Origin of the sequence: Azospirillum oleiclasticum (assembly GCF_013423485.1) — a bacterium.
Lineage (GTDB): Bacteria > Pseudomonadota > Alphaproteobacteria > Azospirillales > Azospirillaceae > Azospirillum > Azospirillum oleiclasticum.
On the sequence record NZ_JABFFR010000003.1, the window covers coordinates 291,438 to 307,171 of the forward strand.

Consider the following 15,734-nt stretch of genomic DNA (forward strand, 5'->3'; position numbering starts at 1 on the left):
ACGCACGGGAGACGTGTCACCCGCGCGCCACCCGCTCCATCGCCGCCAGCATCTCCGTCGGGCTGACCGGCTTGCGCAGCACCTCAAGCGGCATCCAGTCGGCTCCGGTCAGGTCGTCCTCGCCGGGGAGGAAGGCGACGAAGCCGGTCATCACCACGATGGGCAGCGTGGGGCGGCGGCGGCGCAATTCGCGGATCAGGCTGCGGCCGTCCATCCGCGGCATGCGCAGGTCGGTGACCACGAGGTCCGCGGGGTCACGGTCGAAACGCTCCAGCGCGGCAATCCCATCGCCGGCGACGCTGACACGGAAGCCGCAATCGATCAGATAATCCTCGATCGCCAGCGCGGCCAGCGCCTCGTCCTCCACCACCAGAACGTGCCGCGCCTCAGCCATGCGACCGCCCTCCCTCCTCCGACGACGGCTGGGTCGCCGGCAGGGTGATGAGGATGCGGGTGCCACGCAGGCCGTCGCCGTGCTCCACCGTCTCCGCCTCGATCCGTCCCTGCATGGCGGTGATGATGCCGTAGCCGATGGACAACCCCAGCCCGGTGCCCGCGCCGACCTCCTTGGTGGTGAAGAAGGGGTCGAAGATCCGCGGCAGCACATGGGCGGGTATGCCGCCGCCGTTGTCGGTGACGGCGATGCGGATGTTGCGACCGGCGGGATCCGCCTCCACCGCGATTCGGATCAGCCCCGCGGCCGGCACCCCGCCGGCCCGCCGCTCCTTGATGGCGTCGCGGGCGTTGGCGAGCAGGTTGACGATCACCTGCTCGAACTGGAGCCGGTGGCCGTTCACGGCGCAACCGTCGCCGTCACCGGTCACCTCGACCGTGATGTCCTCGAGCTGGTACTGGTGGCGCACCATCTCGACCGCGAAGGCCACCCCTTCCGCCGGGTCGAACAGCGCGCCGCCGGCGCTGTCGCGCCGGCTGAAGCTGCGGATGTGGTCGATGATCCGGCCCATCCGCTCGGTCTGATCGGCGACGATGGTCAGCACCTTGGTCAACCGTTCGGGGTCCAGCTCGTTCCGGCGCAGGCGCGACAGCGAATTCTCCGCCCACATGCGGATGACGTTGAGCGGCTGGCTCATCTCGTGCGCCATGCCGGCCGCCAGCGTGCCGAGCGTCGCCAGCTTGGAGGTCTGGATCAGCTCCTCCTGGAGGCGACGGCGCTCGGTGATGTCGCGCGCGCTGCCGAGAATCTGCACGACCCGCCCGCCGCCGTCGAACACCGGCACCAGCACGACGTGCCAGATGCGCTGGCCCACCGGCAGCTCCATCGCGTCCTCGAAATCGACCGGCCGGCCCTGCTCGATGCAGGCGGCGAATTGGCGCGTGGCTGTCGCAGCGGTCGCCGCCGGCAGCGCTTCCGCCACCGTCCGCCCGCAGAGCGACGCCGGGTCCAGTCCGGTCGACCGGGCATGGGCCGGGTTGACCGCGTCGAAGGCGAACTGGCCATCCGGCCGCACGGTCACGATGAACAGCGCCTCCGCCAGATTGTTGAAGAAGCCGGAATAACGTTCCTCCGCCTGGCGACGCACGGTGATCTCGTGCTGGAGCGCCACATTGGCCTCGGCGAGCTGCCGCGGGCTCGGCAGCGCCAGTGCCTTGGGCATCAGGACCCACAACGCCACCGCGGTGAGCATCGAGACCAGCGCCGTGGCGACCTTGATCAGCGCCTCCAGCCCGTAATCGGGGGTCCACAGCGTCCAGATGCTGGCGAAATGGGTGGTGCCGCAGGCCAGGATGAAGGCGGCGAACAGCCAGAACACCCAGGAGAACGCCACGTCCCGCCGCCGGTGGACGAAATAGACCAGCGCCAGGGGAATCGAATAATAGGACAGCCCGATCAGCGCGTCGGAGGAGACGTGGAGTGCCAGCAGCTCCGGCTGCCACGCCAGACAGATGCCATGAGGGATGAAGGCGCTCCGGTCGAAGAGCGCCGCAAAGCCACCGAGCATGTCGTCCCACCCGCCCCGATTGCCGGACCCGTCCGGACCATGCCGCACACGCGTGCGTGTGCGACCACAATCAAGTATCCGGCGGCGTCCGTCAATCCCGACCAGCGGCCGACCCGCAGGCGCGATTGACGGGCGAACTGTGGAATACTCTTGGATGTCGGGTTGGATACTTGCTCAGGCGGCGGTCTGGACCTTGCGATTCTGTTCGCGCGTCTTCAAGAATCGCAACGCAGGAAAGTCTTCTTGTGTCCGGTTCAGGTGCCAGGCGTTGCGCGCCAGGAACACGAGCGCGCCGTCGTGGTCCTCCGCCAGGGCCGAGCGGTTGAGGTCCAGGAACTTCTTGAGCTGGACATCGTCGTCCGTCTCGATCCAGCGGGCGGCGTCGACGCCGGCGCCCTCGAATCGGGCGGAGATGCCGTATTCCGCCTCGATCCGCGCGGCCAGCACCTCGAACTGGAGCTGGCCGACCACGCCGACCACCCAGTCGGCACCGGACAGCGGCTTGAAGACCTGGCTCGCCCCTTCCTCCGCGAAATGCTCCAGCGCCTTGCGCAGGTGCTTGACGCGCATGGGATCGTCCAGCCGCACACGCTGCAGCAGCTCGGGCGCGAAGCTGGGCACGCCGGTGAAGCGGATCTCCTCCCCCTCGGTCAGCGTGTCACCGATTCGCAGGGAGCCGTGGTTGGGGATGCCGATGATGTCGCCGGGCCATGCCTCCTCGGCCAGCTCGCGGTCGCGGGCCAGAAACAGCACGGCGTTGTTGACCGCCAGCGTCTTGCCGGAGCGGATGTGCTTCAGCTTGGCCCCGCGGCGGAACCGGCCCGACACCAGCCGCACGAAGGCGATTCGGTCGCGGTGGTTGGGGTCCATGTTGGCCTGCACCTTGAACACGAAGCCGGTGACCTTGCCCTCCTCCGGCTCCACGATGCGCGGCTCGGCCGGCTGCGGGCGCGGCGGCGGGGCGTTCTCGGCCAAGCCGAGCAGCAGCTCCTGGACACCGAAATTGTTGATGGCGGACCCGAAGTAGATGGGCGTCAACCGCCCGGCCCGGAATTCCTCCAGGTCGAACTCCGGCATCAGGCCGCGCGCCATCTCCACATCCTCGCGCAGCTTCGCCACCGCGTGGTCGGGCAGAAGCTCGTCCAGCTTCGGATCGTCGAGCCCGTGGCAGGCGATGCCCTCGCTCGCCACGTCGCCCTGCGTGCGGTCCATCAAGATGAGCTGGTCGCGGATCAGATCGTAGCAGCCGAGGAAGTCGCGCCCCATGCCGATGGGCCAGCTCGCCGGAGTCACGTGGATCTGGAGCTGGTCCTCGATCTCCGACACGAGATCGAAGGGGTCGCGTGCCTCGCGGTCCATCTTGTTGACGAAGGTGGTGATCGGCACGTCGCGCAGGCGGCAGACCTCGAACAGTTTGCGGGTCTGCGTCTCGATGCCCTTGGCGCCGTCGATCACCATCACCGCGCTGTCGACCGCCGTCAGCGTGCGGTAGGTGTCCTCCGAGAAGTCCTCGTGGCCCGGCGTGTCCAGCAGGTTGAAGGTGCGGCCGTCGTAGTCGAAGGTCATGACCGAGGCGGTGACGGAAATACCGCGCTCCCGCTCCACCTTCATCCAGTCGGAACGCGCGCGCCGCTGCTCGCCACGCGCCTTCACGGCACCCGCCATCTGGATGGCGCCGCCGAACAGCAGCAGCTTTTCCGTCAACGTGGTCTTGCCGGCGTCGGGGTGCGCGATGATGGCGAAGGTCCGTCGCCGGGAGACGGCATCCAGCAACTCGGACATGCGCGTACCAGTTCCTCTCAAAGCGCGCGCGTGGGAAGTGGAGCGCGCGGAAGGACCTTATGTAGCAGGCGCATCCAGCGGCTTGAAGGGGAAAAACGGACGGCGGCGCCCATCCTAGCCACAAGACATCAACAGCACAGATTGCAGTACACTCGGCACGTTCCATGCGGCTGCTCGGCTAAAAAATACTCTCTTTTTGGCCACGTCTCATGCATAGGATGAAAGAAAGGATTTTCATCGGAGAAAAAATAAATCTTTTTAGAAATTATTATAATTCATTTATTTAAATGATTTAAATGTATCGCTGGATAAATCAGAATGACTGAATTCCCTTGGTCATAATCATTATGATTACATCAGATAACATGAATTGTGAAGATCTTTGCCCATTTCCATACCGGTTCTGCAACATAAAGTGCCCATTGACATCGATCGCAAGATGCGGTGACTATTAAAATTTAGAATGGGGAGAAACGAACATGGCTTTTGAAGTTCATTACGGAAGTGCTTCAGGCGTCAGCTTGCCGATACGTGCGTCGTTGGAGTCGACCGCATTTTTTTCAAATATAACATTCGGAAATCCCGGGAGCATGCTCACTACAACTTTTACTATAAAAGGAGAAGGGATATTTGACCTGACCGTCTTTCTTATCTCAGGAAATGATCGGGTTGAATTTGAGCTTCAAGGAGTCGGATCTGACGATAAACTTATTATGATGGCTTTGACAAATTCCGAGTTCATTGCATCGACGTTTCACAAGGCTCCACATACAAAAATCCGATGCACAGCGCGTTGCATTTCAACTGGCCAGTCGGCGCAGGGCTGTGTGACCTGCACTCAAGGACCGTTGACAATTCAGGTGTGTTGCTGATGCTAAGTGATCGCGTAATCCGCGTTGACGTGCGTGATCTTGACGATCTGCCAGTTGGCGGGGCGAAGGTCCTCTTCTCTCTGGATGGCGAGCCGTTCTCGGAAGTCGTCACGGGGATTGAACCCATCACCTGCCAGATCAGCAGTCAGGCCTGCAAAGTCGGAATATCGGTGTCATACAAGGATTACACGGAAGGGGTGCTGTTGTCCCAGGACGCCAATCGACATGTATTTTCTATCCCAATACACCAGAGAGACAACAACATGACGCAAACCGCCGAGCGTTGGGCAGTTATTGTGGGGTGCATATTTGTCGCTATTGCTATTTTCCTTGGATTTTATTTTGATAATCAGTCAAGTCTTCAGAATAGGATAATTATATCCGTTCTCTCGATAGGGCTCGCCAGTTTTGGGTCAACAATCATCGGAGTTCTGAAGGTTGAAATGAAGCTTGGACAGAGACTCGCAGTTACAGCGGCCGGCGCTTTGGCGATCTTCGTGCTATTGTTCTTTTTTGGACCGGGAGAATAGGAAAGCGGCTCAGCCACAATGACGGAAATCTTATGGATGCTGACAGAACACTCGTCGTCCATTCGGCCCAGCGATCCTAGTACCGAGGTGCTAGGATCGCTGGGCGGTCAAACCTAAAGATCCAGTTCGGCGATCTGCACGGCGTTCAGCGCTGCGCCCTTCAGGAGCTGGTCACCGCACACGAACAGGTCCAGCCCGTGGTCGCCGAACACCGGGTTGTTGCGCACGCGCCCGACCTCCACGTCGAACTGCCCGGTGGCGGTCAGCGGCATGGGGTAGACGGCGTTGGCGGTGTCGTCCACCAGCTTGACGCCGGCCGCGTCAGCCAGCACGCGGCGCGCCGCCTCCGCCGTCACCGGTTCGATGGTCTCGATGGTGATCGCCTCGGAGTGCGCCCGGTAGGTGGGGATGCGCACGGCCGTGCAGCTCACCGGCAGGTCGGGCAGGCCCAGGATCTTCCGCGTCTCCCAGGTGACCTTCATCTCCTCCTTCGTGTAGCCGTTCTCCTGGAAGGCGTCGATGTGGGGGATCAGGTTGAAGGGGATGGGGTGATGGAAGACGCTGTTGGTGACCGGCCGACCCTCCAGCCGGTTGCGGGTCTGCTCCTCCAGCTCCGCCATGCCCTCGGCCCCGGCACCGCTGGTCGCCTGGTAGGTCGAGACGATCACCCGCTTCAGCCCGAAGGCGCGGTGCAGCGGACCGAGCGCCACCACGGCGATGGCGGTGGTGCAGTTGGGGTTGGCGATCAGGCGGCCCCCACCCCCATTGGAGACGTCGAAGGCGGCGGCGTTGATCTCCGGCACGATCAGCGGGATGTCGGCGTCGTAGCGGAAGGCGGAGGAGTTGTCGATCACCAGCGGCCCGGCGGCGGCGATGGCCGGCGCGTGCGCCTTGGCGAAGTCGCCGGACACGGCGAGCAGGACGACGTCGCAGTCCTTCACCCGGTCGACCGAGAATTCCTGCAGCGCGATGGCTCCGTAGGGCGTCTCCATCACCTTGCCGGCGCTGCGGCCCGACGCCAGAAGACGCAGCTCGCTCACCGGGAAGCTGCGGCGATGGAGGACCTCGACCATCTCGCGGCCGACGGCGCCGGTGGCGCCGACAACGGCAACGCGGCGGGGGGCGGGATTGTTGGCATTGCTCATGACTGTTGCTCCGTCCTGCTGTTCCGGGGCGCTGCACGGTGCGGAAGCGGAGCCCAGATATGGCGAAGGCCCCGTCCGTCTCCGGCGGGGCCTTCCTCGTGGGGTTGTCGTCGCCGCTTCAGCGCACGTCACACCGGGAAGGCCCGCCGAAGCGAGTCTTTTTGGTGGTGGTCGTGGTGATGGTGGCGATCGACGGGTTCATGGGCGGTTCGATACGCCAAGTGCCGGGGCTTGTAAAGGGGCCTTTGTGCGACTTCCGGTCCCGCCGGGTCGTGGCGCGGCTGTGCCCCTAGTGCGGAATGGCAACGGTTTCCGGGGATTGTCCAGAGACCGTTGACTTGGCTGCGTGCTTTCCGCATTGCTGACGTATGACCGCGCCCGCCTCCCGCCAGGTCCGCCGCCGCGCGGATCGCCAAGCCCGGAAAATCCTGAAACCGGTCCTGCTGTCCGGCCTGCTCGGGCTGGCCGTGGTGTGCTCGGCCGTGCTGGTGCGGCACGCGTCGGCGCAGGCCCCGGCGGCGAACACGCAGAACCAGGAACCGGTGCTGCTGGTCGCGGACAGCGTGACCTTCGACGAGGAGACCGGGATCGTCACGGCGACCGGCAACGTCGAGCTCTCGCAGGGCCCCCGCACGGTGCGGGCGGACACCATCACCTACAACCAGAAGACCAAGGTCGTCACAGCGTCCGGCAACATCCGGCTGGTCGAGCCGACGGGCGAAATCCTGTTCGCCGATTACGCCGAGCTGACCGACGACATGGCCGAGGCGTTCGTCACCAACCTCCGCATGCTGATGACCGACAACAGTCGCATGGCGGGTACGGAGGGCGAGCGGCGCGGCGGCCGGATGACCCGCGTGAACCGCGCGGTCTACAGCCCCTGCGATCTGTGCAAGGATGACCCGAGCCGGGCGCCGCTGTGGCAGATCCGCGCCGTGCGCGTGGTGCACGACAACGAGGCGAAGGAGGTCCGCTACCGCGACGCGGTGCTGGAGCTGTTCGGCCTTCCCGTCGCCTACACCCCCTACCTGTCGCATCCCGACCCGACGGTGGAACGTCGCACAGGCATGCTGGCCCCCGTCTACGGCCGAACGTCCGACCTGGGCATGTTCCTGCGCACCTACACCTACATCGACATCGCCCCTGAACAGGACGCCACCATCGAAGTGACCAAGTTCGGGAGCGAGAGTCTGCTGCTGGGCGGCGAGTACCGGCGCCGATTCGAAAAAGGCAATCTGATACTCAGCGGCAGCATCACCCGTGGCGACCTGACCGACGCGGCCGGCGACTTCAAGCGCAAGGACTGGCGCGGCCACATCGCCGGCAAAGGCCTGTTCGAGATCGACGACACCTGGCGCTGGGGTTTCGAGGGACAGCGGGCGAGCGAGTACACCTATCTGAGGCGCTACTTCGACTACCGCGACAAGGACATCCTGACAAGCAAGGCCTTCGTCGAGGGGTTCCGCGGCCGCAACTACGCGGCGGTCACCGCCTACAGCTTCCAGGACCTGCGCTACAACAACACCACGCAGGAGCCGCTGGTCCTGCCGGAAGGCGTGTACAGCGCCTACGGCGAGCCGGGCGGCGTGTTCGGCGGGCGCTGGTCGATCGACGCCGGTGTGCTGTCCATCCTCCGGCCCGACGGCCCCAGTTCGCGCCGGTTCTCGGTCGCCCCCGGCTGGCGCCGCGAGATGGTGTCCGACCTCGGTTTCATCACCACGCTGAACACCAGCGTGCTGATGGCCGGCTACCAGACCAACGACTACGACCGGCCGGACATCGCGGGATCGACGCGGGAAGCGAACAACCGCTTCCGCTTCTTCCCCTCGGCCGACATCACCGTCCGCTACCCCTTCGTCCGCTACGGCGAGTCGTCGTCCCAGCTCATCGAGCCGATCGGCCAGTTCCGCGTGGCACCCCAGGTGTCCAACAACCTGGAAGTCCCGAACGAGGACAGCCTGGACGTGGAGTTCGACGAGACCAACCTGTTCATGCCCAGCCGTTACACCGGCATCGACCGGCTGGAAGGCGGGATGCGCGCGACCTACGGCGTCCACGCCGCCACCTGGTTCAACTCCGGCCCACGCGCCAGCGTGTTCCTCGGCCAGAGCTACCGGATCACCGAAAGCACAGACTACGCCTACGGCTCGGGCCTGGAGAACAAACAGTCGGACTATGTGGGTCGGGTGGAGCTGGTTCCGGGCTCCTGGTTCGACGCGAACTACTCCTTCCGCCTGGATCAGAGCACGCTGGAGCCGCGCCGGCACGCTCTGACCGCATCGACCGGCTATGGTGGCCTGCGAGTCTTCACGAACTACACCTACCTCGACCAGTTCAGCGATCCCTACACCCGCTCCCAGTCGGAAATCGAGCAGGCGACCTTCGGCGCGTCGCTGCGGCTCGGCCAGTTCTGGTCGGCGTCGGCCGCCCATGTGCAGGCCTACACCCCCGATCCGGGCCCCCGCGTCAGCCTCGGCGTCCTGACCTATCAGGACGAGTGCTTCACCTTCGACACCGTGCTGCGCCGCGATTTCACCGACACGCCCGGCGAAAGCGGCTCCGGGACGACGGTATATTTCCGGCTGGTGTTCAAGAACATCGGCGAGTTCAAGTCGCCGACGCTGTCGGGCGGGCTCTTCGGCGGGCGCACCGATCAGACGACCACACCGTAAACCGACGACCGCGCCGCTGTGCGGGGTTGCATCACGGCGTCGTAGCCGCTAGCCATTGGGGCCACCCGCGGCGCCGCTGCGCCGTGCCCGCCGACCGCACCGCCGACGACACCGCATGGCCCTTGGACGATACGACTACGAACGCCGATACCGGCGCCGGATGTGGACACAGATCCTCAAGGTGGGCGTCGTTGTCGCCTTCGTCCTGGCTGTGGCCCTGTTCTCGTACCAGATGGGCATCGAGCAGTTGAAGGGACGCGACGCCTCCCTGCGCGATGAGGTCAACACCTTGTCGCGCCAGAGGACCGAGTTGGAGCTGCTGGCCAGCCAGATGCAGCACGCCGCCCGGACGGCGGAGGCGAAGCTGGCGGAGGCGGAGGCGCGGCTGCAGCGCGACGTGCCGACCGGCGACCGCGCGCGGCTGCTCCAGCTCGTGACCGACCGGCTGAAGGGGGGAATGGACGCGAACCGTCTGGGCTTCGTGATCCAGAACGCACAGGCGCAGCGCAACTGCCAGCAGCCGGAGAACAAGCGGTTCGTCATCGCCACGCCACTGATGAAGTCCGGCGTGCGCGGAGTCGGCTTCGCCAACGGCACCATCACCGTGACCGGCGAAGGTGTGTCGGCCCGCGATGGCCAGGGCAACCCGGAGAGCTGGTTCGATCCGGGTCAGCCCGTGACCATCAGGATCATCGCGATCGGCGGCAAGGAAAACGTCGTGACCGGTCCCCTGCCGCTGCACAAGTCGGTGGTGATCGACAACAACGAGTACCGCTTCACCTTCGCGGCCGGCTCACGCTCCTTCGTCGATGTGACCTCCGACCGCTGCCCGTTCCCCTGACTGGCAAGGGTTGGGGTGGCCGGTCCCTTCGGGCACCGGCCACCCGCGCGTCAGACGTAGAACATGAAGGTCACGATCACGAACAGCGGCACCAGGATGCCGCAGGACCAGGCCATATAGCCGAAGAAGCTCGGCATCTTCACGCCGCGCTCCTCGGCGATCGCCTTCACCATGAAGTTCGGCGCGTTGCCGATGTAGGTGTTGGCGCCCATGAAGACCGCGCCGGCGGAGATGGCCCCCAGCGTCAGCGACAGCTCGTTCATCAGCACCGCCGGGTCGCCGCCCGCCGTGTTGAAGAAGATGAGATAGGTCGGCGCGTTGTCGAGGAAGCTCGACAGCGCCCCCGTCGCCCAGAAATACATGGCCGGCGACGGCACGCCGTTGGGGTTGACGGAGGCGATGATGGCACCCAGCGCCCCCGCCTCCCCCGCCCGCAGGATGGCGAGCGCCGGAATGATGGTCAGGAAGATGGCGGCGAACAGCTTCGCCACCTCGGCCATCGGCCCCCAGGAGAAGCCGTTCAGCTTGCGGCTCTTGTCGTCGGTCAGGCGCAGCGACAGGAATGTGATCCCGATCAGCAGCGCCATGCTGAGGATGCTCTCCAGCTTCACCGGCACATGATAGACGGAGAAGGACACGCCGCTCTGCCACGCGCCCACCAGCACGGCCAGCACGACTCCGCCGAGCAGCAGGAAGTTGACCGTACCCTCGACGCGGATCGGCTCCTTCTCGTGGACGCCCTCGACCAGCGCGTGCTTGCCCGGGTCGCGGGTGTGCAGCACGGTGTCGAGCACGAAATAGATCGCCAGCAGCGCCACCGTCACCAGCAGCATGGGCGCGAACAGGTGCACCGTCGGCCAGAAGAAGGACACGCCCTTCAGGAAGCCGATGAACAGCGGTGGATCGCCGAGCGGCGTCAGGGAGCCACCGACGTTCGACACCAGGAAGATGAAGAAGACGACGGTGTGGACCTTGTCCTTGCGGTTCTCGTTGGCGCGGAGCAGCGGGCGGATCAGCAGCATGGAGGCGCCCGTGGTGCCCATGAAGCTCGCCAGCGCGGCGCCCAGCGCCAGACCCACCGTGTTCGCCAGCGGAGTACCCACCAGCGATCCGGCGAGTCGCACGCCGCCGGCCACCGTGAACAGCGCGGTCAGCAGCACCACGAAGGGGATGTATTCGAGCAGCGCGGTGTGCAGCAGCTCGTACAATGCCAGCTCCCACCCGAAGCGGATGGCGAAGGGCACGATGAAGGCGAGCGCCCACAGGGCCGCGATCTTGCCGAAATGATGGTGCCAGACATTCGGCGCGAAGAGCGGAAACAGCGCGATCGACAGCAGGACCCCGGCGAAGGGGATAACCCACAGGACTCCGAGCTGGAGCCCGTCGAGATGCGGGGCGCCATGCCCGGCCTCGGCGGCCAGGGCCGGGCTGGCCATGCTCAGCGCCATCGTGGCGATCAGGGTGGCGACCGCGGACGGCACGCCGCGGACGGTGCGGGGGAGTCTATGGATCATTGTATGACGTCAATCATCGGCAGGAGCGGCAGTATGCGTCGGCGACCAGCGCAAGCCAAGCCGGAATGGCTCACCGGCAGGGCTCCAGAACGATGGGCCGGTCCGCCGTGGGACCGGTCCAGCCGTGCAGCGGCCGGCAGTCCCCGCCGACGCACAGGCTGTGGTCGGCGGTGAAGGACGAGGCGGCCAGCACGATCCGTTCCAACGGCGGCAGGTCCGGACGCCACACCCACCAGCCATCGACCAGACGGGCGTCGGCCGGCGGCTCCATGCCCGCCCCGGTGCTGCGGATGCGAGCCTCCACCGCCACCAGGCGCTGCCCCTCGATGCGCCAGGCCTCCCGCCATTCGGTCTTCTCCACAGAGTGGGTCCAGGACAGGGTGATGTCGGTTCCGGGGATGCTCGCCAGCACCGCGCCGGCGAGCGTCGCCACGCACAGCGCGCTCACGCCCGGTGCCCGCGCCGCTGACGCCAGTACTGCCAGGCCATGAAGGCGGCGGTGATCGCGAATCCGGCCTCGTCCGTCACCGGCAGCGCCAGCACGAACAGGAAGGCGCCGGTGGTCGCGAACGCCCGCTCGATGAGGTTGAGCGGCGTCAGGAAGAAGCCGATGGTCGCGGCCCCCCACAGCATGATGCCCAGGCACGCCTTCGTGAAGATGTAGGCGACGGCGACAACCCCGCCGTCGCCCTGCAGCATCAGCGCCGGGTCGTACACCGCCATGAACGGCACCACATAGCCGGCCATGGCGATGCGCGTGGCGATGAACCCGATCTGCATGTGCCCGGCGCGCGCGATCGACGACGCCGCCAGCGCCGCCAGGGCCACCGGGGGCGTCAGGTCGGCCATGATGCCGAAGTAGAAGACGAACATGTGGCTGACCAGCAGCGGCACGCCCATCTGCAGCAGGGCGGGTGCCGCGATCGAGCTGGTGATGATGTAGTTGGCCGTGGTCGGCAGGCCGGTGCCGAGGATGATGCTGGCGATCATGGTCAGGATCAGGGCCAGCAACAGGTTGCCGCCGGACAGCGCAACGATGGCGTTGGCGATGCTGGAGGCAAGCCCCGTCAGCGACAGGATGCCGATCAGCACGCCCACCAGCGCGCATGCCACGCCCACGCCAAGCGCGTTCTTCGCCCCCTCCGCCAGACTGTCCAGGCAGATGCGCAGCGTCTCCACCCCGCCCTTCACCAGCAAGCAGGGGACGACCAGAAGCGCCACCAGCAGGAAGGACATCTCCTCCGTCCGGAAGCCCAGCCGCCACAGCCCGGCGGCGGCCAGCCCCACGGCGATCCAGAAGACCACCCGCAGCACCATCGGCCCCAGCGCGCCGGCGATCGTCCCGCCCAGGATCAGCACCGCCGTCGCGGCCAGCCCGATCACCCCCGCGAACAGCGGCGTGAAGCCCGAGAACAGCAGATAGACCAGCGCCGCCAGCGGCAGGATCAGGTACCAGCCCTCCATCAGGGCGCGCATCACGCTGGGGCATTCCTCGCGCGGCAAACCGATCAGGTTCCGCTTCCCGGCCTCCAGATGCACCATCCAGAAGGCGCTGCCGAAATAGAGCACGGCGGGGATCAGCGCCGCCGTGGCGATGTCGGTGAAGGGGACGCCGATGGTCTCGGCCATGATGAAGGCGGCCGCGCCCATGACCGGCGGCATCAGCTGGCCGCCCATGCTGGCCGTCGCCTCCACCGCCCCGGCGAAGGCCGGACGGTAGCCGAAGCGGGTCATCAGCGGGATGGTGAACTGCCCGGTGGTCAGCACGTTCGCCACGCCCGACCCGTTGATGGTGCCCATGAATCCCGACGAGATCACCGCCACCTTGGCCGGCCCGCCCTTGGCGTGGCCGACCAGGCCCAACGACACGTCGTTGAACAGCTTGATCATCCCCGCCTTTTCCAGGAAGGCGCCGAACAGGATGAACAGGAAGATGAAGGTGGACGACACGAAGATCGGCGTTCCGAAGATGCCCTCGGTCGAGAAATACAGCGTGTCGATGATCTGATCGTAATCGAAGCCGCGGTGCGCCAGCCCGAAGGGCAGATGCCGGCCGAAATAGGCGTAGGGAATGAACACGCCGCAGATGATGGGAAGCGCCGGGCCCATCAGGCGCCGCGCCGCCTCGAACACCAACAGGATGCCGATCGCCCCGACCACAAGATCCAGACCGCTGGGGTCGCCCGCCCTTTGGATCAGGTCGGCCTCGAACCACCAATGATAGAGGCCGAGCAGGAAGGCCAGACCACCGAGCGCCCAGGCGTGCCACGGCACCGACCGGCGTGTGCCCGGCCGGAACCCGAACAGCACGAAGGTGAGCAGCAACAGGAACCCGACGTGGATCGAGCGGACCACAAGGCTCGACAGCGGGTTGAAGGCCGCCGTCCAAATCTGGAAGACGGAAAAGGCGATGGCGATGGCGAAGACGATCCGTCCGGACGTGCCCTGGAAGGACACGAGCGTGCCGGGATTCTCCCGGTCGAGGGCGGCGCGGACCTCCGCCTCCTCCGGCGATTGGGCGAGCGTCGACATGTCGGGCGTTCCACAGGGGGCCAATGAAAATCCCTCCCCCGCGGCGTGGCGGGGGAGGGATCGGGTCATGCCATCGCGAGCGGTCGGTGCCGGCCGCTCAGTTCATGCCTTTTTCCTTGAAGTACTTCTCGGCGCCGGGGTGCAGCGGCACCGGCGACTTGGTGACCGAAGCGTCGAACTTGATGCCCTTGGCTGCGGCGTGCGCTGCTGTCAGCGCTTCCAGGTTCTCATAGGTCGCCTTGGTCATGGCGTAGGCGATATCGTCCGACACGCCGGAATGGGTGACGAGATAGTTGCGGACGGCGGCCGTCCTCACCGCCTCGTCCTGCCCCTTGTAAGTGCCGGCCGGGATGGTTTCGGACACGAAGGTCTCGTCGCCCACCTTCTTCACCGTCTCCTCCGGCACCGACACGATGGTGATGTCCTGGGTGGTGGACAGATCACGGATGGCGGCCACGCCGAGGCCGGCGGAGATCAGCGTCGCGTCGAGCTGCCGGTTCTTCATCAGATCGACCGACTCGCCGAAGGGCAGATATTCGGTCTTGGCGAAATCGCCGTACTTCATGCCGGCCGCGCCGAAGATGGCGCGGGCGTTCAGCTCGGTGCCCGACTTCGGCGCGCCGACCGACACGCGCTTGCCCTTCAGATCGGCCAGCGTCTTGATGCCGCTGTCCTTGGTGGCGACGATCTGGATGTAGTTGGGATAGATGGCACCGATGGTGCGCAGCTTGGTCAGCTTCGCCTTGAAGCCGGCCTCCTCGTCGCCCTTCCAGGCCTGGCTCAGCGAGTCGCCGAGCGTGAAGGCGATTTCTCCGCGACCGGCCTGCAGCAGGTTCAGATTCTCCACCGACGCCTTGGTGGCCTGCACCGTCACCTTCGAATCGGCGATGACCTTGCCGTACAGGTTGCTCAGCGCCACGCCCAGCGGGTAATACACGCCGCTGGTGCCGCCGGTCAGCACCGTCACGAACTGCTCCGCGCGCGCCGGAAGGGCCGCAAGCACACACACGCCACAGACGGCCAGCATCTTCTTCACCGCAACACCTCCCTTATTGTCCGTTCTCGGCCTATCCGCCGGCAATGAAGGCGGCACTCTACCGCGTGTCGACTGATGATGCCAGCCTGCACCCATTTTCACGGGAATTCCGATGATCCAGCGCACCGGATCGGAGGCTCCCTCCCCGCCCGCCCCGTCCGACGCGGCGTTCGTTCTGCCTTTCGGTTGAGCATCTTGTCGCTCCGTCGTGTTTCGGACGATCAGCGCCTTGACCTTTCCGCCCATCATCCCTCTATCCTTGTCGCCGGGCCCGGCACCTGGCGTGCGACGCGAGAAGCCCCGTGCGCGGCGCCGGACCGAGGACGGCAAGGGAGGCGACACCGATGGCGAACACCGTTACGTTGACCGTCAATGGAAAGACGGTCACGCGGGAGGTGGAGGAGCGAACGCTGCTCGTCCATTTCCTGCGCGAGACCCTGGGCCTCACCGGAACCCATGTCGGCTGCGACACCAGCCAGTGCGGCGCCTGCGTCGTGCATGTGGACGGGCGCTCGGTGAAGTCCTGCACGACGCTGGCGGTCCAGGTGGACGGCGCGTCGGTGACGACGATCGAGGGGCTGGCGGCGGCCGACGGCACGCTGCACCCGATGCAGGCGGCCTTCCGCGAGCATCACGGCCTGCAATGCGGCTTCTGTACGCCGGGCATGGTGATGAGCGCGGTGGATCTGGTCCGCGAGAATCCCACGCCCAGCGAGAAGGACGTCCGCGAGGGGCTGGAGGGCAACATCTGCCGCTGCACCGGCTACCACAACATCGTCAAGGCGGTGCTGACGGGCGCCGAGGCGATGCGCTCGGGCAGCGACGCCAAGATCGCCGCCGAGTGACGGG

12 protein-coding genes are annotated in these 15,734 nt (G+C 65.8%); 4 read left to right on the forward strand and 8 right to left on the reverse strand.

The features are described 5' to 3' along the window. Positions 1–16: 16 nt before the first annotated feature. The 3 genes from HL658_RS06425 to HL658_RS06435 all read right to left on the reverse strand — a co-directional run bounded on the left by HL658_RS06425 (position 17) and on the right by HL658_RS06435 (position 3,743). Positions 17–394, reverse strand: coding sequence for a response regulator transcription factor (locus HL658_RS06425; protein ID WP_180281086.1), 378 nt, complete (start codon positions 392–394; stop codon positions 17–19). Then, positions 387–1,961: a sensor histidine kinase gene (locus HL658_RS06430; protein WP_180281087.1), complete on the reverse strand. Its 1,575-nt coding sequence runs from the start codon at positions 1,959–1,961 to the stop codon at positions 387–389. The genes HL658_RS06425 and HL658_RS06430 overlap by 8 nt, the downstream gene beginning before the upstream one ends. A 174-nt stretch (positions 1,962–2,135) precedes the next feature. Continuing rightward, positions 2,136–3,743, reverse strand: a complete 1,608-nt coding sequence (locus HL658_RS06435; RefSeq protein ID WP_180281088.1) for a peptide chain release factor 3 — start codon at positions 3,741–3,743, stop codon at positions 2,136–2,138. A gap of 781 nt (positions 3,744–4,524) precedes the next feature. On the opposite strand from HL658_RS06435, the gene HL658_RS06440 reads away from it, so the two are divergent. Beyond that, complete coding sequence (locus HL658_RS06440) at positions 4,525–5,145, forward strand: hypothetical protein (RefSeq protein ID WP_180281089.1); 621 nt, start codon at positions 4,525–4,527, stop codon at positions 5,143–5,145. A 113-nt stretch (positions 5,146–5,258) separates the two neighbouring features. Here the strand turns inward: HL658_RS06440 and HL658_RS06445 are convergent, their stop codons facing one another. Then, positions 5,259–6,290: an aspartate-semialdehyde dehydrogenase gene (locus HL658_RS06445; RefSeq protein WP_180281090.1), complete on the reverse strand. Its 1,032-nt coding sequence runs from the start codon at positions 6,288–6,290 to the stop codon at positions 5,259–5,261. A gap of 368 nt (positions 6,291–6,658) precedes the next feature. On the opposite strand from HL658_RS06445, the gene HL658_RS06450 reads away from it, so the two are divergent. Both HL658_RS06450 and HL658_RS06455 read left to right on the forward strand, forming a co-directional pair. Then, a complete protein-coding gene (locus tag HL658_RS06450; RefSeq protein WP_180281091.1) occupies positions 6,659–8,962 on the forward strand; it encodes an LPS-assembly protein LptD in 2,304 nt (767 codons plus the stop codon). Positions 8,963–9,077: 115 nt separating this feature from the next. Continuing rightward, positions 9,078–9,803, forward strand: coding sequence for a hypothetical protein (locus HL658_RS06455; protein ID WP_180281092.1), 726 nt, complete (start codon positions 9,078–9,080; stop codon positions 9,801–9,803). Between the two features lie 50 nt (positions 9,804–9,853). Here HL658_RS06455 and HL658_RS06460 read toward each other — a convergent pair whose 3' ends face one another. The 4 genes from HL658_RS06460 to HL658_RS06475 all read right to left on the reverse strand — a co-directional run bounded on the left by HL658_RS06460 (position 9,854) and on the right by HL658_RS06475 (position 14,876). Further along, positions 9,854–11,317 carry a sodium:proton antiporter gene (locus tag HL658_RS06460; protein WP_180281093.1) on the reverse strand — a complete coding sequence of 488 codons (1,464 nt, stop codon included), beginning with the start codon at positions 11,315–11,317 and terminating at the stop codon, positions 9,854–9,856. 70 nt (positions 11,318–11,387) lie between these two features. Continuing rightward, a complete protein-coding gene (locus tag HL658_RS06465; RefSeq protein ID WP_180281094.1) occupies positions 11,388–11,765 on the reverse strand; it encodes a DUF1850 domain-containing protein in 378 nt (125 codons plus the stop codon). Further along, positions 11,762–13,849, reverse strand: coding sequence for a TRAP transporter permease (locus HL658_RS06470; protein WP_180281095.1), 2,088 nt, complete (start codon positions 13,847–13,849; stop codon positions 11,762–11,764). The genes HL658_RS06465 and HL658_RS06470 overlap by 4 nt, the downstream gene beginning before the upstream one ends. A gap of 97 nt (positions 13,850–13,946) precedes the next feature. Then, a complete protein-coding gene (locus HL658_RS06475) occupies positions 13,947–14,876 on the reverse strand; it encodes a TAXI family TRAP transporter solute-binding subunit (protein WP_180281304.1) in 930 nt (309 codons plus the stop codon). 353 nt (positions 14,877–15,229) lie between these two features. Here HL658_RS06475 and HL658_RS06480 point away from each other — a divergent pair, with 353 nt between their 5' ends. After that, a complete protein-coding gene (locus HL658_RS06480) occupies positions 15,230–15,730 on the forward strand; it encodes a (2Fe-2S)-binding protein (protein ID WP_180281096.1) in 501 nt (166 codons plus the stop codon). Positions 15,731–15,734 lie beyond the last annotated feature (4 nt).